Origin of the sequence: Endozoicomonas sp. ALB032, from assembly GCF_049310125.1 — a bacterium.
Lineage (GTDB): Bacteria > Pseudomonadota > Gammaproteobacteria > Pseudomonadales > Endozoicomonadaceae > Endozoicomonas_A.
Genome location: NZ_JBLYNW010000001.1, coordinates 238,967 through 263,385, shown reverse-complemented (window position 1 = coordinate 263,385; position 24,419 = coordinate 238,967). Strand labels below are relative to the sequence as shown.

The following is a 24,419-nucleotide window of genomic DNA, read 5'->3' as shown; positions in this document are numbered from 1 at the left end:
AGAGTGTCGCACCAGACAACTGAGATGGGTTGGTCGTATAACTGAACAGACATTAGGCCAACAAAAAACGCTCAAGCCAGCCTTGAGCGTTTTTGGCAGGTGCAATTAAGCCTCACTGCTTTGTAGTGGTCAAGTAAAAACGGACACCTGATTAAGCTGCTTTTTTCAATTTTTGCTTCTCGAAGTCTACTGGACTCATATAGTCCAGATAGGAATGCAATCTGTTATTGTTGTAGAACAAAATGTAATCAATAACATGTGCCTCTACTTCTGCCCGAGTATCATAAATATAATGATCCGTTCTTTCCCTTTTCAGGCTGCCAAAGAACTGCTCCATCACAGAGTTATCCCAGCAATTACCCTTGCGACTCATACTACAGACCATCCCATACTCCCTGAGTTGATTCTGATACTCCAGAGACGCGTACTGGCTGCCACGATCTGAATGGTGCATCACACCATCTCCAGGCTTTCTGCCCCAGTAAGCCATTCTCAAAGTTTCCAGGGGCAGCTCTGTCGTCATACGGTTACTCATCGACCAACCGACGACTTTCCGCGAAAACAGATCAACGACAGCCGCCAGATAAACCCAGCCTTCACGAGTCCAGAGGTAGCTGATATCAGCTACGCATACTCTATCGGGTGCTGAAACTGAAAACTCACGATTCAAAAGGTTTGCCGACACTGGCAGTTTGTGTTTGCTGTTGGTTGTCACCTTGAATTTTTTGACCGCCCGAACCCGCAGGCCAAGCCGTTGCATCAGGGTTTTGGCCTGATAACGCCCTATGCTGTAACCTTTTGAACGCAGGGCTTTCGCCATTCGACGACTTCCATAAGGGTCACCTGATTGAGCAAAAATCTCTCGGGCATCTGCCTCCAGGCGAAACATCTCCGGGTCAATCTGTTGATTTTTTGCCTGTTGTTTATTCCATTCGTAGAAGCTGCTGCGATTAACTTTTAGTGCTTTGCATAGCGTTACGACAGGATAGGCCTTCCTCTCCCGCTGTATGAAGGCGTATCTTACAGCTGGTCTTTCGCAAAGAAGGCCATGGCTTTTTTTAAGATTTCCTGTTCCATTTTCAGCTGTTTGTTTTCAGCTTCAAGCTCTTTGATTCTCTGCTGTTCAGTCGTCAGGGCCTGATGGCCTTTGCCGGGGAAAGCCAGCTCTTTCTTCTCTTCACTGAGTCGAACCCAACGACGGAGGTTAGTCGCACAAATTCCTAGACTTCTGGCGACTGCTGTAGGCGACTGAGCTTGTTCAGTAACCAGTTTTACAGCTTTGAGTTTGAATTCCTGAGAATAATGTTTTCGCGTTGCCATTATGAACCTCGTTACTGGTTGCACTATTGTGCTTAACGAGGTGTCCGGTGTCATTAGACCACTTCACAACCACGCTAACACGTTAGCGAAAACATGCAGACCCGCCGCAATCGGTCGTTGAGCTGAGTCTGTGCATGTCAGGCTTTTTAAATTGTTACACTAACGTTGCAGGCGTATTAAACCAGTGTTTCAGACACTCGTCTACCAGGGAAATGGTTAATAAAAGGTAATGAAATTAGGCAATAAAGTAACCGGCAGAAAGCCCCTGCATCTGCCTCCGTCTTCGGACTTGGATAATGAGGTTCAGGGGGTTCGCAAGGAAGAGACAACCCGCAAACAGATCCTGTCTCGTTCAGAATATCAACCTTTCCGATCACTGGCTGAAAGGGGAATAGAGACAGTCCCGGTTAAACCCGGCCTGTTGACCCGTGCGCTCAGTTCACTGTCGTCCAGTTTTATCTCTTTTTTCAGCTCTGCCATTTCATCGGTTACCGGTGCCACTCAGAAAGAGTTTCGCAATTTAATCAATGATGAGCTTGAGAATCAGGAGTCATTCAAGCGGGATATCGAAGACTTGGAGCACAGTCTGAAGCTTGCTGAGGAGTCACTGCAAAGGCTACGCAAAAGTATTGAGGTCCTGACGCCTGAGCAGATGGATCACTACATTATTCTGGTTAAAAAGCAACTGAGCATAAAGGCACAGCTGGTTCTCAAAAAGGCTTATTTAACAAGATCCGCTGAACAGGTGCGTTCTTATGAGCAGTCGCTGCCAGTCAGTAAAAGAAAACTTGAGCAGAGTATGAAGGTACTGGAAGAGAATATTTCAACCGGTATCCAAGCCCTTGCACTAATGAAAGATGTTTTCAAAAGAAACAGGAAGGACAAGCACCGGGGCAAGGTGTTTGAAATGCGTCTGGGTGATGTGAAAGTGACCGATCCTGACCGTTATGACTTTCAGGTGAAAAATCTGGTCCTTAATACCAGTCGTTTCTGTTTTGAGAAGGGGCTGCTGGAGCTGGAAGTACCCGAAATCTCTGCCGATTGCTTTTCCCTGGAAGAAGATAAAGCGGTTGGCCCCATCAAAATGAAGGGGAGCTGTCGTGTTTGCATTGGCGAACCCCTTGCCGAGCCATTGAACCACTTGTTGACCTGTAGAAAGACAGAGACTTTCAGCGCCTACAAAAAATGCTCTGAGGCCTTTGGAGCTCTCTATGCAGAGACATCAGGATCGGATGCAAAAAGGCATCTGGGTGATGTTATTCAATGCTCGCTTGATGGCTTGGAAACGGAAGAGAGAGGGGTGAAGTCAGACCTGTTCATGCAAGCGATGGGAGAAGCGCTCATCCGATTATTTGCTCCGATGGTGACGACCTGGAAAAAAGAGCTGGGTGCTGACAGTCTTAAAAAGTCCAGAGAGCGGGAAGATGGCTTTGCCGTAAAAGCCAATGCTACGGTCGGTCTGTATCAGTCAAGAGAAAAGACGGTAAAGATGCTCGAAGAAGATCTTCCGGGGATGAAGGAAAGCAAGGCGAAAAAGGCTTGCCAGGTCATGTTGGCCTCTTGCCGGAAAGATCTGCAACGCGCCCGGAAATTGCTTAAGCAGAGGCAAGAAGAGTTGTCGAAGCAGAAACAGCGGACTGCGGCTATGATGTATCGCGAAGCCAATGCTGGCCAATCCATCCATTCTTACCAAAATGCCCTGAAGCTCTTTCATACCTTAAGAGGACTTGCCAAAAAGCAGGCATCAGACCCTTCTACCTCTGCATCCATGGGTTTTGGTGAGCAGCGCATCGACTTCACAGACACAGCCCATGGCGAGTTATCATCCGCCTCTCTGAAGTTTTCCGGATTCCGTCTGGGTGAGGAGGGTGTGTTTGAAATCAAAGTGCCCGATGTCGTCCTGAACCTGGGGCTGGTCAACGAAGTGTCAGATACCCGTGAAGCGTTTCCCGTCAGCTTGAAAGAGGTCTCTGTGAAAGTGAATCCGCCAATGGGAGAGATTGTTCACCAATTACTGCAACTGGACTTTCCTCTTGAGTTTCGGAAACTGGAACGGTTATGGAAACAGTATCAGGCTTGTACCTCTGAACATTACAACTCCATTGGTACCCATAATCCTCTTGGTATCGGCAGTTACCTTTCTGTCGACCTGGGCAGCGTGGCCTGTCTGGCTGCCGGAGATGTTCGTGTCGAAGCCAGAGAGCGCCCGGTTGCAGATAAGGAGTGGGTGGCCCTTGCTATCTCTGATCTGATGGGGAAGCCGCATGAGGTCAGTAAATTGGATCAGCTGTTCCAGGAAAAAATGGGTATGAATCCTCAGTCGTCCAATCAGGTCATGAACCTGCTTTGCCTGGGCTTGCTGGGTGAACTGGAACCGCTTTCTGCTCCGGACGAACAGAAAGAACTGTCGACCCATGAGATACCGTCATCCTTTCCCAAAGAGATTGAAGTGACTCCTGTAATCAATGAAAAGGCTGACATCAGCACCGGGTTGCCTTCTCAAATACCCGAAGAGATACCGGCTCCTCTATCCGAAAGTTCCGTGAGTCATAGCAATATAAAGTCAGAACCTGAATCTGAACCTGAGCCCGAACGTAAGGAGCCAGCATTCAACACGCTTCAGGAAAACCCTGAAAAAGCAGCACTGCCAGGGACAGAAATTTATTTGGGTGATCTTAGCCATTGTCCAGAGGTCAGTCAGGTGAAATTAGCGGTCAAGGGGGATACACCGCAAGTGAGTTTTGCTCTGAAAGTACCTGCCCTCAAGGTGCTTGGGAAGCTGCCTTTGCTGTTTAGCTGGCTGGTGGGATCTGACCTGGCTCTGTCTGTTCAGGCTCCCCTGAAAGAGGATATTGTTCAGTTCAGGCAACCCTTCATTAAGGTTCGTGGTGCCAGAGTACCTCTACTGGGTCCCTGGCTGGCCAATTTCTGGTTAAAACGCGCAATGGCCAGAGGCCAGTTAGCAATTAACACCCATCAGGTTGAAGGGCAGGCGGGCCTGCAGTTGCTGAGAGTTGACTCAGCCTGACGTCAGGATTTGTACCTCGACAGTGAATTCTGTCCCGACCCGGTCTACCGTTGTAGAGGCGTTAACTATAAAAACTCTGACCGGAAGGATAACTGGCTATAATGCCCTCTTGTGTTTCGGCTATAGTATGTTGGCTGGGACGGTTTAGCGCGGTTCTTTCACTGATGTTAAAACTCGAAAAAAGACAGATCTTTTTGCAGCAGGAGGCTGATAGCAAGCAGGAGGCTTTGCAGTTAGCTGGCAAAAAAATGCTGGAAACCGGTTTGGTTTCAGCCGACTACCTTCCGGGTATCCACGCCCGGGAGAGCCTTGCTTCCACATTTCTGGATAACGGTATCGCTATACCTCACGGCATGCCAGAACTTCGCCGCGCCATTAAGAAGACGGGCGTGGTTGTCATTCAGTTTCCTGAAGGTGTTGAATGGGGAGTGAATCAACCTGTTTTTCTGGCCTTTGGCATAGCTGCCCACTGCCATGAACACCTCAGGATTCTGGGTGGTCTGACCAGGGTTCTGGACAATCGTCCTCTCTGTCATTATCTGGCCCGCACCCGTGAGCCTGAAATTATTGTCGATGCACTTGAGGGCAAACCATTACCGGGGCTGGGCAGTCTCAGTGAATGGCAAAAGGCTTACTTGAACCAGAGCCAGAAGGAAACCTGTGAGAGAGGCTGGGTCAGTCGTACATGCACGAAAAGCAATGAACTGACCAGAGAGTATCTTATCCACAACATTAATGGTTTACATGCCCGGTGCGGCAGTGCCTTTATTGCTGCCCTGACGCACTATGATGCCCGTGTTTATGTCCGCAATGTCAGTAAGAATGGTGACTATGTCAATGGAAGAAGCCTGGTCAAACTGTTGGGTCTTGAGCTGGTCTGTGGTGAGACTCTGGGTATCAGACTTTCTGGTCTTCACGCATTTGATGCGTTAAAGCGTCTTGATCAGTTGTTTCAGAAGAGTTTTTTTTGATCTGGGTCTGGCGCGCTTTTGAGTTCAGTCCGAAAGGCTCCCAAAGTAAAAAGCGCCCTTGAACGGGCGCTTTTGCAAATTCTATCTGGAGCTCAGGCCTCCAGGAAGTTGTTAGTTTCATCTACCTCAGTGATGAACATAAAGTATCCGGTTAATGACGGGTTTCACTGGCGGGCATTATGTTCGGGTGATCGAGCCACTCTTCAGGGCTCTCATCAATAGAGTCCACTGCTTCGGCTTCGTTCAGCTCCCCACGGGTTGCCAGCACTGCCAGATCCTTGGCAAAGCTCTGCAATAGATCGATCACTTCCTCCCTGTCAGGATCGAGGCTTTCATCAAAAGTGATATTAAAGAGAGGATTATCATGTTCATACTCCTCTCCCTTGCGCATAAGTGTCATTTGAAGTCCGGGGTTCTCATAGTCCGCGACTTCGGCCAACTTGAAGGTAACAGATTGAGCTTCCCTGAGAACAGACAGCAACTTCAGGGCTTCTGCAGCGCTGATATCGCCTGCATCCACACAGGCTTCAACATACTCTCTGGCTGATAACCCCGAGTCCAGGTAGTTGTCTACCAGATCCTGCAGTTCTTTGTACTTGTTATGGTTCATGGACCCTCCTTAACTGCGCTTTCAGTAATGCCTGTAAACGAGTGCACAATTCCAGTGTACCTGATTGCGGATCAAATGAAAGGTTAAATAAGTATTTGTACTTTTACGAATTTCGGGTGTTACCTAAAGGCATCAAGTAGATCTTCTAACAGTTGATTTAAGGTGATACATTTGGCCACCATAGCTTTCATGAAAGGTTTTCTGAAAGGTTTTTTTTATTCGTAATGTAGGGCTGTTTGGCCATACTTTTATTTTCTATCAATCCTTCTGCTGTATTTATGAACCTTTCCAGACTGAACCTGAACCTGCTGCCCGGCCTGAAAGCCCTGCTGGACACCCAGAGTGTTTCCAAAGCAGCGCAGATGATGTGTGTTACCCAGTCTGCCATGAGTCGAACTCTGGCCCAGTTGCGGGAAGCATTGAATGATCCGATTCTGGTGAGAAAAGGCAATCGGATTTTTTTGTCCGAGAAAGCTACGTCACTGCATGAAGATGTGAACAGAGTGGTCACGGAAGCGAGCAGTATTTTTGAAAACCAGCAATTTTATATTGCGACTACCCAGCGACATTTCCGGATTGCTTCGGGGCACACGGTGCTGGAGCGAATTCTGCCAGAAGTACTGCAAAAAATATGGGCGGTGGCACCCGGGCTGACCTTTGAATTGCAAGCCATCAATCCCGCTGTTGATGTTGCAGCCGGAAAGTTGGATCTGTCCATTGGTTATATGGGCGTTCGGGAAGAAGGATTATCCAGCTTTTCACTGATGAAAGATCGGATGTGCCTGATTCTCTGTGAAAACCATCCCTTGGCCCATGAGTCTTTTTCAGAAGAGGCTCTGAAGTCTTTTTCCTTTGTGGTACAACGGGACAATATCAATCTGCATCAACAGAGCGAGATCAACCATTTCCTGAGCAAGGTGCAGGTGAAAACCTGGTCACCCGGTCTTTCGATCAGTCTGGCGTTAATCAAGGGAACAGACTGTGTGCTCATGGCTCCGGCTTCACTGTCCATGTTCCTGGACGATCTGTCAGGCTATGTGATCCGTGATTGCCCAAAAATTATCCCGGAAGTCAGCTTCGATATTGTCTGGCCAGAGTATTGGGAGATGAACAGGGCGCATCGTTGGATGAGGGAGTTCATCAGTGATGCATTGCTGGAACATATCCGGAGCAAAGAGCTGTATATGTTTGCCAATGAGTCAGAAGAAAGTCGGAAAAGGCCAGGTGCACGCCTTTCCTGACCCTGTTCTCAAATGATACTTTCCCGGGCGATTGCTTCCGTTGTCGGGGGCTGGCACACCTGAAGAACATCATATAGCTTTTCTATCTGACGGGTGAGCATCTCAACAGGTCGCTCACCGGAGACATCAAGTGCAGCAGAAACCATTTTCCCACACTCGGAGCTGCTCATGGATAGGCTCTCGAGATCAAATCCCCGGTGTCTGATTACCCGCAGGAGTCTCTCCATCACCTCTGGTTTTTTATGACACTGGATGGTCAGAGAGTAGTGGGTTTTGGAATCGCTCATGCTCTTGCCTCCATCATTTCGTGGTTGGCGGCGCCGGGTGGCACCAGGGGCCAGACGTTTTCTCGCTCATCAATACAGACATGAAGCATTCTTGGTCCCGGAGCCAGAAGCATTTCTTCCAGGGCCGGGAGCACTTCATGTCGTTCGGTAATCATTCTGCCTTCAATGCCAAATGCATTGGCCAGCGTAACAAAATCAGGATTGTCCGAAAGGTCAGTTTCACTGTAGCGCTGGTCAAAGAAGAGTTCCTGCCATTGCTTCACCATGCCCAGCCGCTGGTTGTCGAGTAAGACAATTTTGATGGGGAGCTGTTTTCTTTTGATCGAAGCCAGCTCCTGCACATTCATCATGAAAGAGCCATCTCCGGAAACCAGTATCACATCGTCTTCCGGTCTTGAAATGGCCGCGCCTATCGCTGCCGGCAGACCAAAGCCCATGGTGCCAAGCCCGGCACTGGAGAGATGGTTGTTAGGATGAGAGAAGCTCATGTGCTGGGCTACCCACATCTGGTGCTGACCCACATCACAACTGATGACAGAATTCTCGCGGGAGGCTTCAGATAACTGTTTCAGAAGCAGAGGCGCAAAGATATCCTTACCGGGTTTGTCATAAACCCACTGGCTGGCAGCGCGGCTGGCTATACAGTGCTGTAACCAGTCACCCTTTTCTAAGGCGATGGTCAGGCTTTTGAGATTCTTCTTTAAGCAACCACCGAGGCTGACATCAGCCAGGCGACGCTTACCAAATTCTGCCGGGTCAATATCGAGATGGATGACTTTCGCATCGGGTGCAAAGCTCTCAAGCCTGCCTGTGACCCGGTCATCAAAGCGGGCTCCGATGGCTATCAGCAAGTCGCATTCCTGCACTGCCAGATTGGCAGCCCGGGTCCCATGCATACCCAGCATACCAAGGTAGCCCTGATCCTCAGGACAAACCGCTCCGATACCTTTCAAAGTACAAACACTGGGAAGACAGGTTTCTGTCAGGAATGTTCTGAGTTCGTTTACCGCATCAGCCATGCCTGCTCCACCACCGATATAAGCAAGAGGCTTGTTGCTCTTGCGGAGCAATGAGAGGGCTGTATCAATCTTGTCATAACTTTCGGCAGCTCTCTCTTCTATCACGTTGAGCGGTGGTGCATAGTGAGCTTCTGCTTGCTGAATATCTTTTGGCAGGTCAACCAGAACAGGACCCGGGCGGCCAGATTGAGCCAGATCGAAAGCTTTGTTCAGGGTTTCGCAGATATCATTCGGGTCCGTCACCAGAAAGCTGTGCTTGGTGCAACCCAGTGTCATACCCAGAATATCGATTTCCTGGAAGGCATCCGTTCCCATCATGGCAACAGGCACCTGACCTGTAATGGCTACCAGAGGGATGGAGTCCAGCATGGCGTCAGATAAAGCGGTGATCAGGTTGGTTGCGCCAGGACCGGAAGTAGCAATACAGACTCCGGTTTTGCCACTGGCTCTGGCATAGCCAATAGCAGCGAAAGCGGCTCCCTGTTCATGTCTGCAAAGAAGGTGCTCAATATTGGAATCCAGAAGGGCGTCATACACTGGCATAATTGTGCCACCGGGATAACCGAAAACATGCCGGACTCCGCGTTGGGTAAGATTTCTTACCAGTACATTAGCGCCGTTCATGGGGTTGACCTCGCCCGGGATGAACTTCAGACTTGATGCGAACAGGCTTGCCAGTGTTCAACTCAAACCATTGCTGCGCAAAGAAAAATACGGCAACAGGGAGGATAATCAGCAGCAGTTCAGGAAGGCTGATGACTGCCGCAGTGGCCAGACTCAGAATAGCAAGAATCAGTTTGTTGTTTACGTTTAGCATGGTTCTATCCTCTCTGTTTGGAGTTTTTATCTTGTTTATACTTGCCGGGTTTTTAGGCCCCAAATACGAAAAAACCCCCCGAACCTTTCGGTGCGGGGGGTTCCTCGAAACTCTGATCTGTCAGCCAACAGACCCCCGCGCAGAGACGATAATCACCACGACTGGTAGCAGAATGATGTTGCTTATGGGGTTGGTTTTCATGGCTGACAAATACATATCAAGTTATTTAACGTGTTGTCAGGTATAACACACGCAGTCAGCATCTGCCAGAAAAAAATAAAATCTCGGAAAGGTGGCAGAGCCAGTGAGGCAGAGTGTCCTCACTGGTAAATCCTCAGAAAGGCTGGTTAATAAAGATGCGAAGCCGGTTGTCTTCTTTGCTGCTGGCGATTTCAGTTCTTACAGTGACACCTTCCACCTTAAAGCGGATACCACCGCCCACGCTGTATTTCATATCGGTGTGAAGTTCTCTCAGGTCGAAGTCGTCAGCAACGCGGCCAGCATCAACAAACAGGGTCCATTGCCACCAGGGAATATCGTACAGAGGTCCGATGACAGCTAGATTCTCAAGTGGCTGCCAGAGAGGAACTGCCCGGTACTCCAGACTATAAGACACTGCTGATCGGCCATGAAAACGCTCAGTGTTGTAACCTCTCAGCTTATCCCAGCCGCCCAGAGAGACTCCGGCAAAAGAAGGGGGGCGCTTGTACTCCTCTACGCCGTTGACATCGGTAGTGTCGTTCCAGGTAGGCGTATCAGCCAGCCAGGCGTTCAAGGCGATGACCTGCTGGTCAAGATAGTCATTGCTACCCAGGTTAAAGAACTTGCTGAACTCAAATTGCCAGGTTGTCCAGTCGGCACGGCTTTCGCTACCCCAGTCCCTGGTGTAGGTGAAGGTTGTCTGACTGCCCCGGGTCGGCAATTGACTGGCGTTACGATTGTCATAATCCAGAATAAGCCTGATACCGGCAGCTTCGTCTGCAGAATCTGTCGAGTGGTCTTCAAGTTTCACACTTTCGTAAAAAGGCTGAATGTCGAAAGAGCTGATACCGGATATCAGAGGGTTCCAGACTTTACCCGCAGCGGCATTGCCCAGTGCATCCTGTTTCAGGCTGGACAGTGCACCGTTTCGACCTTCTGCAATAGGAAAAATGTATTTGAAACGGACTGAATAGCTTTGTTCAATACTGCCAGGGGTTATGAAGTTTTCCTTACTCGACTCATTGCTGCCGGGTTGCTCTCCGGAAAAGTCAGGGTTGCCGGGCAAATAATATCTGGACTGTGTGTAATCACCATAAAGCCCATTGACACTCACCAGCATCTGATCAAAACCGGGAATGATGAGATTATAAAGACCGGCATAGGCCATCGCGGAACCATTGCTGGAGGCAATGGCGGTTCCGAACAGAGAGGCCTGTGGTTGTCCAATGCCTTTGATAAGTCCGGCACCACCCAAGGCGGTGCCCCAGTCTTCAGAACTGAACAGGAAGGGGATTCCGGCAAAATCGAATTCTTCACTTGCAGGCGTCGCAGCAAACGCGCTTTGAAGCCCGGCAGTCAAGAGTAAAGAAGCTCCAACAAGCTTTGTTTTTTGTCCGCGTTGGGTATTGTTGCGCATTGTGTGTGCAGCAGATCCTTAAGGTAATGCGCTATTTTCTAATTGGTTCCAACGTTCTGGAATAAGAGGTTGTGCCTATTGACCTGCTGAACTTTGGATTATGCAGTCGACCCTCTCTCAGTATGATAAAAAAATCTGAGTTGACAGTTAGTTACCCTGATAATGTTCTGGCCAGCTCGTAGTTTGTTTCACACTGAAGTGTTCTGATTTACCTGAGTTCTTGTTGAGGCCGACCACCATAGCTAGCCGTGACCTTGATACGATAGACATCGCCAGCATCAACCGTTAATAAATGATCAGGGTCATAGATTTCGACCAAAGTCGGGTCTTCATCCGCATCTTTCAACCACTTAAATTGGGCAAGCTTGTCAGAGTGTTGATTACTTTTTACCTCGAAAAGCAGGATGGACGGATCTATGTCACAGTAGGGCGCCTCCTGACGGTAATAAATATTCATGATTTTTTCGTTTCCTGCAGTGGTTTGCACAGACCACGGCGAGACATGGTCAATGCATTCTCTTGGAACTCCCGTAGTCACTGTGAAAGTATCCTCGCCGCCTCCCTGTATGAATTCTATCTGTGCCTGACCAACGGAGAAGGCATTCATGGAGCAGAGCGATAACAAAACCATGATAAATGCTATCGTAACGGTTTGGTTTGCATTTTGCCTCGACATAATTAAATCTCCGGTTGCATTGCTGCAGCCTGTATTCTAGCAGCCTGTCGGACTTAAGACTGTCCTACACGGCAACTGCTCCTGCGTTGCTCTAGCTCCTGCATCCATGCAGTCGTGCGGTTGCAATAAATTGGTCTAAAAATCTCTGTTTCTTCGTCAAATAGCTCGCTATTCTCCTCAGAAACAGAGATTTTTATCCTCAATTTCTTGCAATCCTCGCTACGGACGCTTAAGTCCGACAGGCTGCTAAGAGCCTGACCGAGAATAGTCTGCCCTACTGCGGCGGCAGCAAATTGGTCTGAAAATCCGCTTTTGTTCGTCAAATAGCTCGCTATTCTCCTCACAAAACCGAATTTTCATACTCAATTTTCTGCCGTCCTCGCTACGGGCGCTATTCTCGGTCAGGCTCCTAGAACACCCTGACGTTTATGCGAGCACAAATGGTTAATGTTGGAAACAGTCAACCATAAGGTGGATAGCATCTCGTTTCTTCATAATTTACAGACTGAGCATCGTCACAAATCCTGACTTTAATATTGTCGCTAACATATTGTCGCTACCGTCAATTGATAATAATCCGCATTCATCAATAAGTACTCAACCATACGAAATCATATTTTCTGACTTATTGTTCAGGCACTCGCGGCAACTGCTCCTGCGTTGCTCTAGCTCCTGCATCCATGCAGTCGTGATGCGTTGCAACTCTGGTCACATAGCTTGCTATGTTCCCGTCGTTGCGCCTTGCAGAGCACCTGCCCAATAAGCCAGAAATATTCGATTCCGTATGGCTGAGTGCTTACAATGCCCGAATCGAATCAGGAAAGGCTCATATGAACCTGAAAAAGCAGTTTCCCATTCTGGAACAGCATGCCCATGGCCATCCGTTGGTGTATTTGGATAATGCTGCCACTACCCAGAAACCTTTCCCGGTCATTGAAGCCATAGATCGTTTTTATCGGGAAGCCAATGCCAATGTACATCGTGCGTCACACTACCTGAGTGCTCGCTCAACCCATGCCTTTGAGGAAGCAAGGGAGGAGGTTAAGCATTTCCTGAATGCCGCCAGTTCTGACGAAATTATCTGGACGCGGGGCGCGACAGAAGCTCTCAATCTGGTCGCTCAAAGTTGGGGAAGAAGTCAGTTGCAGCCGGGCGATGAAATTCTGCTTTCGGCCATGGAGCATCATGCCAATATTGTGCCCTGGCAACTGGTGGCCGAACAAACAGGCGCTGTGATCAAAGTCATCAGTGTCACCAGGCAGGGAGAACTTGATAGCAAGAGTTTTCGCGAACAGTTGACGGACAGAACCAGGATTCTTGTTATTACCCATGTCTCCAACGCGATTGGAACAGTGAACCCGCTTCAAACGCTTATTCCTGAAGCCAAAGCCAGGGGCGCATTGGTGTTGGTGGATGGCGCCCAGGCAGTGGCGCATTCTGCTATTGACGTACAGAAACTTAACTGTGACTTCTATGTTTTTTCCGGCCATAAAGTATTTGGCCCAACCGGTATCGGTGTTTTATACGGTCGTAAAGCCTTACTGGAAGACATGCCACCCTGGCAGGCCGGGGGAGAAATGATTCGGCGGGTCAGTTTCAGCGGCACTTCGTTCAACGACTTACCCTTCAAATTCGAAGCGGGTACTCCCAATGTGTCGGGCGTGATCGGACTCGGGGAAGCCATCCGTTTTTTGAGGTCACTGGATATGGGACAGATTGCTGAGCATGAAGACAGGCTGAGAAGAAAAACGGAAGCTGGTTTGAGAAAAATTCCCGGAGTCACTTTGGTGGGGGAAGCCAGAGAGAAAGTGTCTGTCGTCTCTTTTGTAGTCGAAGGGTTTCACAATCAGGATATTGGTCTATTGCTGGATCAACAGGGTATTGCCGTAAGGACTGGCCATCATTGCACCATGCCGTTGATGGAGCATCTGGGATTGTCAGGAACCGTCAGAGCTTCTTTTTCTCTCTATAACACACTTGCTGATGTGGATGCCTTCCTGTTAGCGCTGACCCGTATTGTGAACGGCGAGTTTGATGCTTCTCCCCTGAGCAAAGAGATTAAAGCCGATTCAGCCTTCTTCAACCAGCTTGAAGGTGAGCATGTTGCCGAGTTTACGAAAAATCAGATTTTCCAGACAATCACCAATGCCCGAAGCTGGCAGGAAAAGTACCTTCATATTATGCTACTTGGCAAGAAACTGCCTTCTCTGCCAGAAACGATGAGAACCGAAGAGTCACGACTTCATGGCTGTGAAAGTACCGTCTGGTTGCATCATTTTTATGACGAGCAGTCCATGAAGCTGTTCTTCGCTGCGGATTCTGATGCCCGAGTGATCAGGGGGCTCATCGCTATCGTGATTTCCGTCTTTAATGGTTGTACACCAAAAGACATCAGTCGTTTTGATATCGATGGATGGTTTGCCAGTCTGGACCTGTACAACCATCTGAGCCCATCACGGGGCAATGGGCTGAGGGCGATTATAGAAGAGATCAGATCTATTGCTCACCGGTTTGAATAACGGTATCTGTCTTTGCCCACCAGGCTGCAAGAACAGAGCCTGTGATGTTATGCCAGATGCTGAAGAATGTAGCCGGCAGAGCAGCGGTAGGCATAAAGAATTTGGTAGCCAGTACAACAGCCAGACCGGAGTTCTGCATCCCGACTTCAATGGCGACGGTCTTGCAGGTTTTCCGGTCAAAGCCTGACAGGTACGCTGCCAGATAACCCAGACTCAGTCCTGTGCCGTTGTGCAAAGCCACTGCCAGAATAGTAATGAGTCCAATTTCTGGCAGCTCCTGAGCATTAGACGCCACGACCACGGCAATGACCAGAAGGATGCTAGCCATGGAACAGAGTGGAAACAGAGGGCTCAGTTTTTGCACGAAACCATCGCAGAAATGGTTGATCAGAACCCCCAGAGCCACCGGTAAAACAACTATCCTGGCCAGGCTCCACATCATTGCCAGTGGTTCCACTTCAATATACTGGTGAGCAAGAAGACTGATTAACAGGGGAGTAGCGAAAGCGCCTATCAGAGTTGATGCAGCGGTCATTGAAATGGACAGTGCAACATCTCCCCTGGCCAGATAACACAGCACGTTAGAAGCGGTCCCCCCGGCAACACTGCCAGCCAGAATCATGCCTATTGTCAAATCCACGGGAAGACTCAGAAGTTGTGCAATCAATAACCCGGCAAAAGGCATGATACCGAATTGCAGAATCACTCCAGCAGAGAGCGCGGGTAAACGATTTTTGATTCGGGCGAAGTCGGTCACTGATAAGGTCAGTCCCATAAACAACATGATCAGGCTGAGTCCCGGAGTAATCAGGTAACCAAGGTGGTCAAAGCCCTCTGGGAAGGAATAAGCGAGGGCCGAAAAGATAACCGCCCATAAAGGAAAAAGTCGTGTCATCGTATTCAAAAGCATGAAGGATTTTTCCACGCCAACCGTTAATCATTGGCAGCTAAAGATTTTCTTGAGTCGCTAGATAAATCTTAAACCAATGTGAACCCGGGTGACAGACCACTCAGAGCAAGTTGAGTAACAGAGGGAGCATTGAAACCGACAATCTGTTTTTGCTGCAAGCTGCTTAGTCTGGCAATGAGTAAAAACCGGATTGTCGTTGATCAGGAGTAAATCAATAACGATAAAGCAGGAGCTTAACTCCTATGGCCATCAGTTTTGAAGCTGCGTTGGGTGTTCATCCCCGGGCTCTGGCGTTTCGGGGAGTCCGTGCTGAAGTGATTGCCGGAAACCTGGCAAACATTGATACACCGGGATTTAAAGCCCGGGATGTAGAGTTTAAAACCATCTTGAATGGGCAGCTTTCCGGAGATGCCACCACCGACGGCAGGCATCTGGACATGCCACCCACTGGGCAAAACAATTCAATGTTGTATCGCATTCCATTCCATCAAACTACTGATGGCAACTCGGTAGAATTGGGCGTTGAGCAGGCATACTTCTCTCAGAATGCCATGGACTTTCAAACCAGTCTTATTTTTCTCCGTAAAAAGCTTGGCTCCCTTGAGCAGGCTATTAAGGGGGGTCGATAAATGAAACTGGACAACCTCTATGAAATATCCGGTTCGGCATTGAATGCCCAGATGGTTCGTCTGAATACCATTGCCAGTAATCTGGCTAATATCTCCAGTGCAGGCAGCACTGCTGAAGAAGCTTACCGCCCTGTTAAACCCGTTTTTTCTGCCATTTACAAGCAGGCTGTTGGAGAAAATAGAGGAGCTGCCCTGGTGCAGGTTGATGATGTTTTGGAAATGCCACCCAGTGCCAAAAATAAACGATACGAACCTGATAACCCTCTGGCTGACAAGGAGGGTTACGTTTTCTATCCCGACATCAATGTGATGCAGGAAATGGCTGACATGCTGTCGGCCACTCGCAGCTACCAGAGCAGTATGGAAGTTATGGTCAGCGCCAAGAAATTACAGCAACGACTGCTGTCGCTTGGTGAGTAAAAAGGAGAGCTATGACAGGCATTAATTCGGTCTCATCAGGCAGCAGCGTTAACGCTGTGAACAATGACAGCAGAACGCTACAGGTCAACCAGGATCAGTTTATCGAACTGTTCATCGCACAATTGAACAACCAGGACCCGTTGGCGCCGATGGACACCAACCAGATGCTGACACAGCTTTCGCAAATATCCTCTGTTGAAAGCCTGAACTCTATTGATGATCGAATTGGTGGTCTGACCAGTTCACTTCAGCAGTCCCAGTCTCTGGGGGCAGCCGGACTGGTAGGGAAAGAAGTCTGGGTTGACTCCAATAGCCTGTCGATAGAAGAGGAAGGTCAATACAGCGGGAAAACCGAGTTGCAGGTTAATGCTTCGGACGTTCTTATTCGGATTTATACGCCGGATGGTAGTCTGGTTCAGTCCAAATCACTGGGACAACAGTCGGCAGGCATTATTCCATTCACTCTGGATGATCTTGCTCCCGGGCAATACACGGTCACTGCGACCGGAGTCAATGGTAATGAAGCCTATAGCGGTAAGTTGTCTATGAAATCTACGGTCACCGGTATCAATATGACCAGTTCCGGAAGTGAATTAAGGCTTGAAGGCATGGGATCTGTACCACTGTCTTCTATCTCAACAATTGGCAAATAAGACTGTCAGGGAGGGTGGAGAATGTCGTTTAGAATCGGGTTGACCGGATTAAATGCTGCACAGCAGGATCTGGAAATAGTCAGTAATAATATTGCCAACAGTAATACCATTGGCTTTAAAGGGTCCCGTGCAGAATTTTCTGATGTTTATGCCTCTTCGATAGGTAGTGGTAATGGTCAGGTGGCAGGTGTTGAGGTGGCATCTATCAGTCAGCAGTTCTCACAGGGCAGTATCACTTCAACAGATAATGCGCTTGATATGGCGGTTAATGGTCAGGGTTTTTTTGTCGTGAATGACAATGGCCAAATGAATTACACAAGAGCCGGTTTCTTTCAGTTAGATGCCAATAATAATGTGGTCAATAATAAGGGCCTGAGGCTTCAGGGGTATTCAGCGGATGCATCAGGCAACGTACTGGCCGGTACCCAGACTGACCTGAAAATCAACCAGACCTCTATACCCGCTCAGGCAACTACCGATGTGGTGACGCTTGCCAATCTGGATGCCAGAACGGATGCCATTACGCCTGCTGTGGCAATAGACCCAACCAACCGGTCTACCTTTAATTCCACCATGGCATTTAATGTTAATGACAGTCTGGGTGGATCGCACACCGTCAGTATGTATTTTGCAAAAACTGCAGATAACGCCTGGAACATTGAATATTATTTTGATGGGCAGGGGCCGGACCTGACTCAGCCGGTCACATTTAATAACGATGGAACCCTGGCAACCCCTGTTGGCGGCGCGGTCACTCTGGGTATTCCAGCCGGGGATGCCCGGCTGTCCGGTGCTGACGCGATGAGCTTCAACATCGATTTTTCAGATTTCACTCAGTTGGGCACTGACTCATCGGTAAACCGGGTCACCCAGAATGGTTTTCCTCCGGGCTCACTCAACGGTATTCAGATTACTGCTGACGGTATTCTTCAGGCGCTTTACTCCAACGGACAAACCCAGGTTCAGGGGCAGATCGTTCTGGCCGATTTTGCTAACGACAGTGGTTTGATTCCAATAGGGGACAGCCTCTGGCAGTCAAGCTTTGCTTCAGGTAATGCTGCTTTGGGTATTCCGGGAGCGGGTGTTATGGGTTCCCTGGAGTCAGGAGCACTGGAACAATCCAATGTCGACATCTCTTTGCAACTGGTGCGTTTGATTGAGGCCCAGAGTAACTATCAGGCCAATGCCAAAACCATTGAAACCAGTAACAACCTTACTCAGGCACTGATGAATATTATCTGATGGATAAAGTTCTATATATCAGCACAGCCGGAGCCAATCTGGCCATGCAAGCCCAGCAGGTACATGCCAATAATCTGGCTAATGTCTCTACCCCCGGATTCCGCCGGGACTTTGTTAGCAGTATGGCCGTGGAAATGAAGGGTGATGGCCTTGAAGCCCGGGTGATGCCGAAAATGCGAGGACTCGGTAGTCGTTTTGCCAGCGGTGCAATGGAGACTACCGGTCGTGCAATGGATGTTGCGATCAGTGGCAGTGGCTGGTTTGCAGTCCAGGGCAGTGATGGCAATGAAGCTTATACCCGAGCCGGACAGTTAAAAATAGATGACGAAGGTAACGTACTGACCGCCCAGGGGTATGCCGTTATCGGAGATGGCGGGCCTCTTCAGTTACCGGATAATCAGTCTGTCTCCTTTGGTGTAGACGGCACGATAAGTATTGTACCTGCTGAGGGCGGCAATCCTGTTCAGGTGGGCCAGTTAAAGCTGGTGAACCCGACTATTACAGAAATTACCAAAGGCGCAGACGGGCTTTTTCGTTCGATTGAGGGTGGAGAGCTGGAGGCGGATCCGGAAGTCAGGTTACGAAGCGGTTTTCTTGAAGGCAGTAATGTTAATGCTCTGGAAGAAATGGTGTCGTTTTTAAGCCTCAGCCGACAGTTTGAGGCCCAGATGAAGCTGATGAAAACCGCTGGCGACATGGCTTCTGCAGGTGACCGTTTAGTCAGAGATCAGTAACTGACAGCAGATAACAACTTATAGCTCAGAGGATGAGTCTATGAATCCCTCATTATGGGTCAGTAAAACTGGGCTGGCTGCTCAGGAAAAGCAGATGGCCATCATTTCCAACAACCTGGCCAACGTCAATACCATCGGTTTTAAACGGGATCGGGCCAGCTTTGAAGATCTCTTTTATCACATTGGAAAACAGCCGGGGGCGCTGTCAGACCAGGACAACGAATTGCCTTCCGGCCTGCAGATAGGAACCGGCGTAAAAATTACCGGAACCCAGAAAGTGTTTACTCCCGGTAGTTATGAAACCACGAAACAGGCCCTGGATGTGGCGATCATCGGTAATGGTTTTTTTCAGTTTACTCAACCCGATGGAACCGCTGCATTCTCCAGAAATGGTCAGTTTCATTTGAATGGAGATGGTCAAATGGTGAATGCCAGTGGTTTGCCCCTGGAGCCCGGCATTACCCTGCCCGCAGACGCTACCGGAATCAGTATTAGTGAAGATGGCATTGTTATGGCAACCATTCAGGGGCAGGTTGAACCGACAGAAATAGGCCAGATCACCGTTGTTAATTTTGTTAATCCGGCTGGCCTGGTGGCTCTGGGGGGGAATCTGTACCTGCAATCCAACGCCAGTGGTGATCCGGTAGAAGGCACTGCGGGTGAGGGAGGTCTGGGCTCGCTGAAACAGTTTACTCTGGAAACATCCAATGTCAGCTCAGTGGAAGAGTTGGTCAATATGATATCAGCACAACGGGCCTATGAAATGAATTCCAAGGTCATAGCAGCGGCTGATGAAATGATGCAGTTTGTTAACCAGACTCTTTAACAGGGCTGGATAGAGAGCTGGATAGAGGGCAGGGAATGAGACTTCTGTGTTTTATAGCCATTTTTATGTTGTTGGGTTGTTCGACTGCACCCCGTCAGGGGGACACCCAACCTGCTGGTAATCAACAGCAAGTGACAGAGCGTCCTGAACCTGAAGCGGAAAAAATGGCTCTCGAAAAAGTGGCCTTTCAAAAGGGGAACTCTTACAACGAAGCTGTTTATCCCAACGGCAGTCTGTTTAATGCCAACTACGGGTATTTTATGTTCTCCGACCGTCGTGCCTATCGGTTGGGCGATATTCTTACCATCGAGCTGGAAGGTACCACGAATATCAGCATGAGTGGTTTAAGTAATGTCAACAAAAATAATGCCATCAGCATTCCTGATCCCACTCTGCTTGGTAAAAGCAGTGCATCGATTCTTGGCGGGGGCAGATCTCTGGCCTTTGAAATTCAGCCTTCCAGAACTTACGGAGGCAATACTTCCGCCAGTCGTGGTAATAGCCTGAAAGGTAATATTGCCGTGAAGGTGGTCGAGGTTTTCAACAATGGCACCCTCAGGGTCGAGGGAGAAAAATGGCTGACCATCAATTCGGGTAAAGAGCTGATCAAGATCAGCGGGCTGGTCCGGCCGGAAGATATCAAAACGGATAACAAGGTTTCGTCTGAGCGACTGGCGGAAGCAAAAATTGATTACGTGGCATTAGGCATTAACTCAGATGCCCATGAACCAGGCTGGGTGAGCAAGATGCTTAACAGTCCATGGTTTCCATTTTGACAGGGGTCATTATGTCTTCAACGCGATGGGGCATCATTTTTCTTATGCTGGTTTTGGCAGGTAATGCCAGTGCCCGTCGTTTGCTGGATATGGTGGATGTTGAAGGTGTCAGAAATAATCAGCTGATTGGTTACGGTCTGGTGGTGGGGCTTGATGGCACCGGAGATAAATCAGCGTTTACCAAACAATCACTGGTGAACATGCTGAGAGAGTTTGGATTAACCATCAGCAGTTCTGATGTGAATTCAAAAAATATTGCAGCGGTCACCGTCCATGCCAGCTTGCCTCCTTTTGCCCGTCCGGGTCAGAAAATCGATGTAACCGTCTCTTCTATTGGTGATGCCAAGAGCCTCAGAGGTGGAACTCTGCTGCTGACACCGATGAAAGGTATTAATGGCGAGGTGTTTGCAGTGGCCCAGGGCAGTCTGATTGTGGGCGGAGTTTCTGCTCAGGGTTTGGCAGGAGCGGCGGATGCTCCAGTCGCGGGTAGCCTTATACAGATTAACAGTACTAACGCCGGTCGCATCCCCGGAGGTGCATTGGTTGAGCGTTCAGTAAAGAGCGCTTTCAACTTTGGGGAACAGCTGGTACTGAATTTAAAAGAACCCAGTTATACCAATGCTCGCAGGGTAGTGACGGCCATTAATAATCACTTTGGCCCCAAAGTCGCCAACGCCAGTAATGGTGTCTCTATTCTGGTTTCGGCTCCCAAAGACAGTAGCCAGCGGGTGGCCTTTATGTCCATGCTCGAAGGGCTGAATGTTGAAACGGCAGATCCTGCGGCACGTATTATTTTCAATTCCAGAACAGGCACTGTGGTTATGGGCGAGCATGTTCGTGTTCGTCCGGCTGCAGTCAGTCATGGCAACCTGGTCGTCAAAGTCCGGCAGGCAACTTCGGTATCACAACCTGGTGCATTCTCTCAGGGAGGAGGCACAGAAGTCATATTAAACAGTGATGTGACAATAGAAGAGCAGAATGCCGCTATCTATATGGTTAAGGAAGGAGTCACTTTGCAGGAAGTGGTCATGGCTATTAACGGTGTCGGGGCGACACCCACAGATTTGATGTCAATTCTTGAGGCGCTCAAAGCAGCCGGGGCTCTGGAAGCTGAACTCATTGTGATTTAAATGGATTTACGATAAGGGCTTTCGATATGGATATTGGCAGCACTCTGTCGGCTAAACATCTGGCCGGTATTTATCAGCCGGACTCAGGTCAGGGAAAAGCTCCGGAGGATCTGAAAGAAGCAGCAGAAGCCTTTGAAGCCCTGTTTGTTAACGAATTACTCAAGAGTATGCGCAGGGCCAATGAGGCGATGATGAGCAGCTCAGACTTGCCGACATCGGGCAAGGATGTGCAGTTTTTTCAGTCAATGTTTGACAGCCAGATTGCCGGACATCTGGGTAAAGAAGGCGGGCTGGGCATCGCTGAGGCATTGGTAAGGCAGCTGGGTGATAAAGACGACGGGCTTGATGCTGAACGTTAATCGGGGTAGATGACATGAGTCTGACGCAGATAGGTATTTCTGGATTACAGGCCAGCCAGGCGTCGCTTAATGTCGCCAGCAATAATATTGCCAATGCCGAAACAGAAGGCTATAGCCGTCAAAGGGTTTACTGGTACCCGACTTACACTTTGCATCCGGGAATCGGTACCAAGGGAACCGGTGTTAATGCATCCAGTGTCGAGCGAATAGCTAATAGTTTTCTTACTGCCCAGATGTGGGAGAGCCAATCTCTGGCAGAAAAAACCGCCACTTTTTCAGAATACATCAATTCGCTGGACCAATGGTTGGGCGATGACAGCACCTCTCTTACCTCAGGCCTCGAGAGTTTCTTTACGACGCTCAATGGCGCAACGGTTGATCCTTATTCCAGTGCTGCCAGGCAGGTCATACTTAGCGAAAGTAGTAAGCTGGCTCAGCAGTTTACGACACTGAATAACCAAATTGCGGGTCATCAGGGGCTGGTCGGGCGGCAGCTGGAGGCTGCGGTGGCAGAAGCGAATGGTTTGCTGGCAAATATTGTCGGCTTTAATGACCAGCTGAAGAAGATCAGTGCCAGTGGTGAGGCTGCTAACGAGATGTTTGACCAGCGGGATCTGGCCGTCAAAGAATTATCAAAGCTGATGGGCATCAATGTTCTGGAGCAGTCAGATGGCAGTATTAATATTTATCTGAAATCAGGGCAGCCACTGCTGGTTGGTGATCAGAGAAACAACCTGAATGTGAGCGGATCAGCCAGCAACCCTGATGGCTTTTCATTGGAGTTTGAAAGTGATTCTGCCTCTCTAAAGGTACACGGTGATCCGGGAGGCAGCATTGGTGGCATCCTGAATTACCAGAATGGCACTTTAACACAGGCTCAAAATGAGATTGGGCGCCTGGCAGTAGTCATATCATCGACGATCAATGCCCAGCTTCGACTTGGGGAAGATGTTAATGGCAACGCCGGTGTCGACCTTTTTTCTGATCTGACAAATCCTGCCAGTGGTATATTTTCCCTGGACGTTGTCTCTACCGCAGTGTCTGATATGAGAATTACGGATAGTTCCCAAGTCAAAGCCAGCGACTATGATCTGCGGGTAGATAACACCGGCAACTATGTTATTACCCGTTTGAACGACGGGGTTCAATTCAGTGGCAGCTTATCCGGTGCCGGTACCGATACCCTGAACTTTGATGGTGTTGAAATTGATATCGACGGCACCGCTACTGACCAGGCTTACCGGTTGTCACCGGTGCGTTATGGTGCCAGAGATCTTGATGCGGTTCTGACGGAACCTTTTGCTCTGGCTCTGGCAGCACCAGGTGGCGGCGTGGCCGATAATTCAAACTTGCAGACAATTATTCAGCTTCAGAATGATGCTCTGATAGAAGGGCAAAGTAGTCTGACTGAAAGCTATACCCGGTTTATTGGCGATATTGCGGTACAGACTTCTCAGGCGAAAACAGAAGCCGATGGGGGTAAAAAGCTGTTTGAGCAGGCTGAAGCGAGCCGAAATGCTTATAGCGGTGTCAATCTGGATGAAGAAGCCGCCAACCTTCTGCGCTTTCAGCAACTTTACAGTGCCAATGCTCAGGTAATTTCAGTGGCCCGGCAGACATTTGATTCATTGCTGAGAATGTTCTGATTAAAACAGGAAGCCGAAAACATGCGTATCAGCAGCATCAATTTCAATAATATTATGCTCAGGGCTATGCAGGACGGTATGGCCAGACTGGCTGTAACCACTGACCAGATGGCAAGCGGAAAGCGTATCTTGCAACCATCAGATGACTCCGTTGACACAGTAAAAATTCTTCAGATCAATAATGAATTAACGGCAATAGGACAGTATGAAGATAATATTGATTCGGCGAGGAGAATGCTGCAACAGCAAGATGTTTTGTACAGTGGAATGACTGAGCAACTGCGGCGTGCCAGAGACATTATTTTGCAGTCCAGCAACGGAACCCTGACTGATCAGGACTATGTGCCACTGGCAGAGGAGCTGAATACGGTTAATCAGTCTCTCCTGAGCCTGGCCAATTATCAGCAGGCAGACGGGCAATATATTTTCTCCGGAACCCTGAGCACCCAGAAGCCTGTTGATGAGGTCGCTGGTGATTATTCATACTATGGCAATAATAACCTTCGCCAGGTCAATATCAGCGGCTCTGCCCAGATACCGGTTAATGAGCCGGGAGAAAATCTGTTTTTTGACCCAACCGCTACACCACCAACGGACAGTGTCTTTGATGCTCTGTCTGATGCAGTGGATGAACTGAGAAACCCTGTGAGTTTAAACACCGTTCTTTCTGACGCATTGACATGGATTGACGACACTCTGGACAGGATAGGGATCGCCCAGACCAAGGCTGGCAGTAATCAGAGTGTGCTTGACCGGGTGGGTGAAAGCCATGCCGATATCAAACTCATGCTGGAAAAACTTCATTCATCCCTTGAAGATATTGATATGACAAAGGCTGCTACCGATCTGGCTCAGCAGCAGACCCTGCTCAATGCCAGTCAGCAGGTTTATGCCAACATCAAGCAGTTGTCTCTGTTCAATTATTTCTGACGGGCCATGGGCAAAAAAAAATCCTCATTTCAGGGGATTTTAATATTTTTTGACACCT

Annotated in this window: 23 protein-coding genes; 15 read left to right on the top strand and 8 right to left on the bottom strand. The window is 48.9% G+C overall.

From position 1 onward, the window contains the following. Positions 1-151: 151 nt before the first annotated feature. A protein-coding gene (locus ACO6VG_RS00975) for an IS3 family transposase (protein ID WP_422472278.1) occupies positions 152-1,320 on the bottom strand; the annotation gives its coding sequence in 2 pieces (ribosomal slippage) (positions 152-1,038 and positions 1,038-1,320; 1,170 coding nt in all). Positions 1,321-1,549: 229 nt separating this feature from the next. On the opposite strand from ACO6VG_RS00975, the gene ACO6VG_RS00970 reads away from it, so the two are divergent. Then, positions 1,550-4,348 carry a hypothetical protein gene (locus tag ACO6VG_RS00970; protein WP_422472276.1) on the top strand — a complete coding sequence of 933 codons (2,799 nt, stop codon included), beginning with the start codon at positions 1,550-1,552 and terminating at the stop codon, positions 4,346-4,348. Positions 4,349-4,512: 164 nt separating this feature from the next. Then, positions 4,513-5,319: a PTS sugar transporter subunit IIA gene (locus tag ACO6VG_RS00965; RefSeq protein ID WP_422135181.1), complete on the top strand. Its 807-nt coding sequence runs from the start codon at positions 4,513-4,515 to the stop codon at positions 5,317-5,319. Between the two features lie 151 nt (positions 5,320-5,470). Here ACO6VG_RS00965 and ACO6VG_RS00960 read toward each other — a convergent pair whose 3' ends face one another. Further along, positions 5,471-5,929 carry a hypothetical protein gene (locus ACO6VG_RS00960; protein ID WP_317145220.1) on the bottom strand — a complete coding sequence of 153 codons (459 nt, stop codon included), beginning with the start codon at positions 5,927-5,929 and terminating at the stop codon, positions 5,471-5,473. A 278-nt stretch (positions 5,930-6,207) separates the two neighbouring features. On the opposite strand from ACO6VG_RS00960, the gene ACO6VG_RS00955 reads away from it, so the two are divergent. Next, complete coding sequence (locus ACO6VG_RS00955) at positions 6,208-7,170, top strand: LysR family transcriptional regulator (protein ID WP_422135180.1); 963 nt, start codon at positions 6,208-6,210, stop codon at positions 7,168-7,170. An 8-nt stretch (positions 7,171-7,178) separates the two neighbouring features. Here ACO6VG_RS00955 and ilvM read toward each other — a convergent pair whose 3' ends face one another. From ilvM to ACO6VG_RS00930, 5 genes are all read right to left on the bottom strand, one after another. Continuing rightward, the gene (gene ilvM / locus ACO6VG_RS00950; protein WP_422135179.1) at positions 7,179-7,457 is read right to left on the bottom strand and encodes an acetolactate synthase 2 small subunit; all 279 of its coding nucleotides are present in this window, start codon (positions 7,455-7,457) and stop codon (positions 7,179-7,181) included. Next, positions 7,454-9,100 carry an acetolactate synthase 2 catalytic subunit gene (gene ilvG / locus ACO6VG_RS00945; RefSeq protein WP_422472274.1) on the bottom strand — a complete coding sequence of 549 codons (1,647 nt, stop codon included), beginning with the start codon at positions 9,098-9,100 and terminating at the stop codon, positions 7,454-7,456. Before ilvG ends, ilvM begins: the two co-directional genes overlap by 4 nt. Continuing rightward, positions 9,087-9,293, bottom strand: a complete 207-nt coding sequence (locus tag ACO6VG_RS00940; protein WP_422135177.1) for a hypothetical protein — start codon at positions 9,291-9,293, stop codon at positions 9,087-9,089. The genes ilvG and ACO6VG_RS00940 overlap by 14 nt, the downstream gene beginning before the upstream one ends. A 334-nt stretch (positions 9,294-9,627) precedes the next feature. Beyond that, entirely contained in the window at positions 9,628-10,854 is a 1,227-nt protein-coding gene (locus ACO6VG_RS00935; RefSeq protein WP_422472272.1) for a BamA/TamA family outer membrane protein, read from the bottom strand. A 265-nt stretch (positions 10,855-11,119) separates the two neighbouring features. Next, positions 11,120-11,587, bottom strand: a complete 468-nt coding sequence (locus ACO6VG_RS00930; RefSeq protein WP_422135175.1) for a hypothetical protein — start codon at positions 11,585-11,587, stop codon at positions 11,120-11,122. An 830-nt stretch (positions 11,588-12,417) separates the two neighbouring features. Here ACO6VG_RS00930 and ACO6VG_RS00925 point away from each other — a divergent pair. Beyond that, positions 12,418-14,106, top strand: a complete 1,689-nt coding sequence (locus ACO6VG_RS00925; protein WP_422138817.1) for a SufS family cysteine desulfurase — start codon at positions 12,418-12,420, stop codon at positions 14,104-14,106. Here ACO6VG_RS00925 and ACO6VG_RS00920 read toward each other — a convergent pair. Continuing rightward, on the bottom strand, positions 14,084-15,016 hold the full coding sequence (locus ACO6VG_RS00920; protein ID WP_422135173.1) for a bile acid:sodium symporter family protein: 933 nt from the start codon (positions 15,014-15,016) through the stop codon (positions 14,084-14,086). The genes ACO6VG_RS00925 and ACO6VG_RS00920 overlap by 23 nt on opposite strands. A 242-nt stretch (positions 15,017-15,258) precedes the next feature. Between ACO6VG_RS00920 and flgB the strand changes: the two genes are divergently transcribed. From flgB to flgL, 11 genes are read left to right on the top strand one after another with little or no spacing between them, the layout of a single operon-like run. Continuing rightward, a complete protein-coding gene (gene flgB, locus ACO6VG_RS00915) occupies positions 15,259-15,645 on the top strand; it encodes a flagellar basal body rod protein FlgB (protein WP_422135172.1) in 387 nt (128 codons plus the stop codon). Further along, positions 15,646-16,065 (top strand): flagellar basal body rod protein FlgC, encoded by a 420-nt coding sequence (flgC, locus tag ACO6VG_RS00910; protein ID WP_422135171.1) that lies wholly within the window; start codon positions 15,646-15,648, stop codon positions 16,063-16,065. A gap of 11 nt (positions 16,066-16,076) precedes the next feature. Beyond that, a complete protein-coding gene (locus ACO6VG_RS00905; RefSeq protein WP_422135170.1) occupies positions 16,077-16,718 on the top strand; it encodes a flagellar hook assembly protein FlgD in 642 nt (213 codons plus the stop codon). 21 nt (positions 16,719-16,739) lie between these two features. Next, on the top strand, positions 16,740-17,960 hold the full coding sequence (gene flgE / locus ACO6VG_RS00900; RefSeq protein WP_422135169.1) for a flagellar hook protein FlgE: 1,221 nt from the start codon (positions 16,740-16,742) through the stop codon (positions 17,958-17,960). After that, positions 17,960-18,694 carry a flagellar basal-body rod protein FlgF gene (flgF, locus tag ACO6VG_RS00895; RefSeq protein ID WP_422135168.1) on the top strand — a complete coding sequence of 245 codons (735 nt, stop codon included), beginning with the start codon at positions 17,960-17,962 and terminating at the stop codon, positions 18,692-18,694. Before flgE ends, flgF begins: the two co-directional genes overlap by 1 nt. A 40-nt stretch (positions 18,695-18,734) precedes the next feature. After that, positions 18,735-19,520: a flagellar basal-body rod protein FlgG gene (flgG, locus tag ACO6VG_RS00890; RefSeq protein WP_422472270.1), complete on the top strand. Its 786-nt coding sequence runs from the start codon at positions 18,735-18,737 to the stop codon at positions 19,518-19,520. Positions 19,521-19,555: 35 nt separating this feature from the next. Further along, positions 19,556-20,296: a flagellar basal body L-ring protein FlgH gene (locus ACO6VG_RS00885; protein WP_422138816.1), complete on the top strand. Its 741-nt coding sequence runs from the start codon at positions 19,556-19,558 to the stop codon at positions 20,294-20,296. Positions 20,297-20,307: 11 nt separating this feature from the next. After that, the gene (locus ACO6VG_RS00880; RefSeq protein ID WP_422472268.1) at positions 20,308-21,426 is read left to right on the top strand and encodes a flagellar basal body P-ring protein FlgI; all 1,119 of its coding nucleotides are present in this window, start codon (positions 20,308-20,310) and stop codon (positions 21,424-21,426) included. Positions 21,427-21,452: 26 nt separating this feature from the next. After that, positions 21,453-21,785, top strand: a complete 333-nt coding sequence (locus ACO6VG_RS00875; RefSeq protein ID WP_422472266.1) for a rod-binding protein — start codon at positions 21,453-21,455, stop codon at positions 21,783-21,785. A 14-nt stretch (positions 21,786-21,799) separates the two neighbouring features. Beyond that, positions 21,800-23,431 (top strand): flagellar hook-associated protein FlgK, encoded by a 1,632-nt coding sequence (flgK, locus tag ACO6VG_RS00870; protein WP_422135163.1) that lies wholly within the window; start codon positions 21,800-21,802, stop codon positions 23,429-23,431. Between the two features lie 21 nt (positions 23,432-23,452). After that, positions 23,453-24,361, top strand: a complete 909-nt coding sequence (gene flgL / locus ACO6VG_RS00865) for a flagellar hook-associated protein FlgL (protein ID WP_422472264.1) — start codon at positions 23,453-23,455, stop codon at positions 24,359-24,361. Positions 24,362-24,419 lie beyond the last annotated feature (58 nt).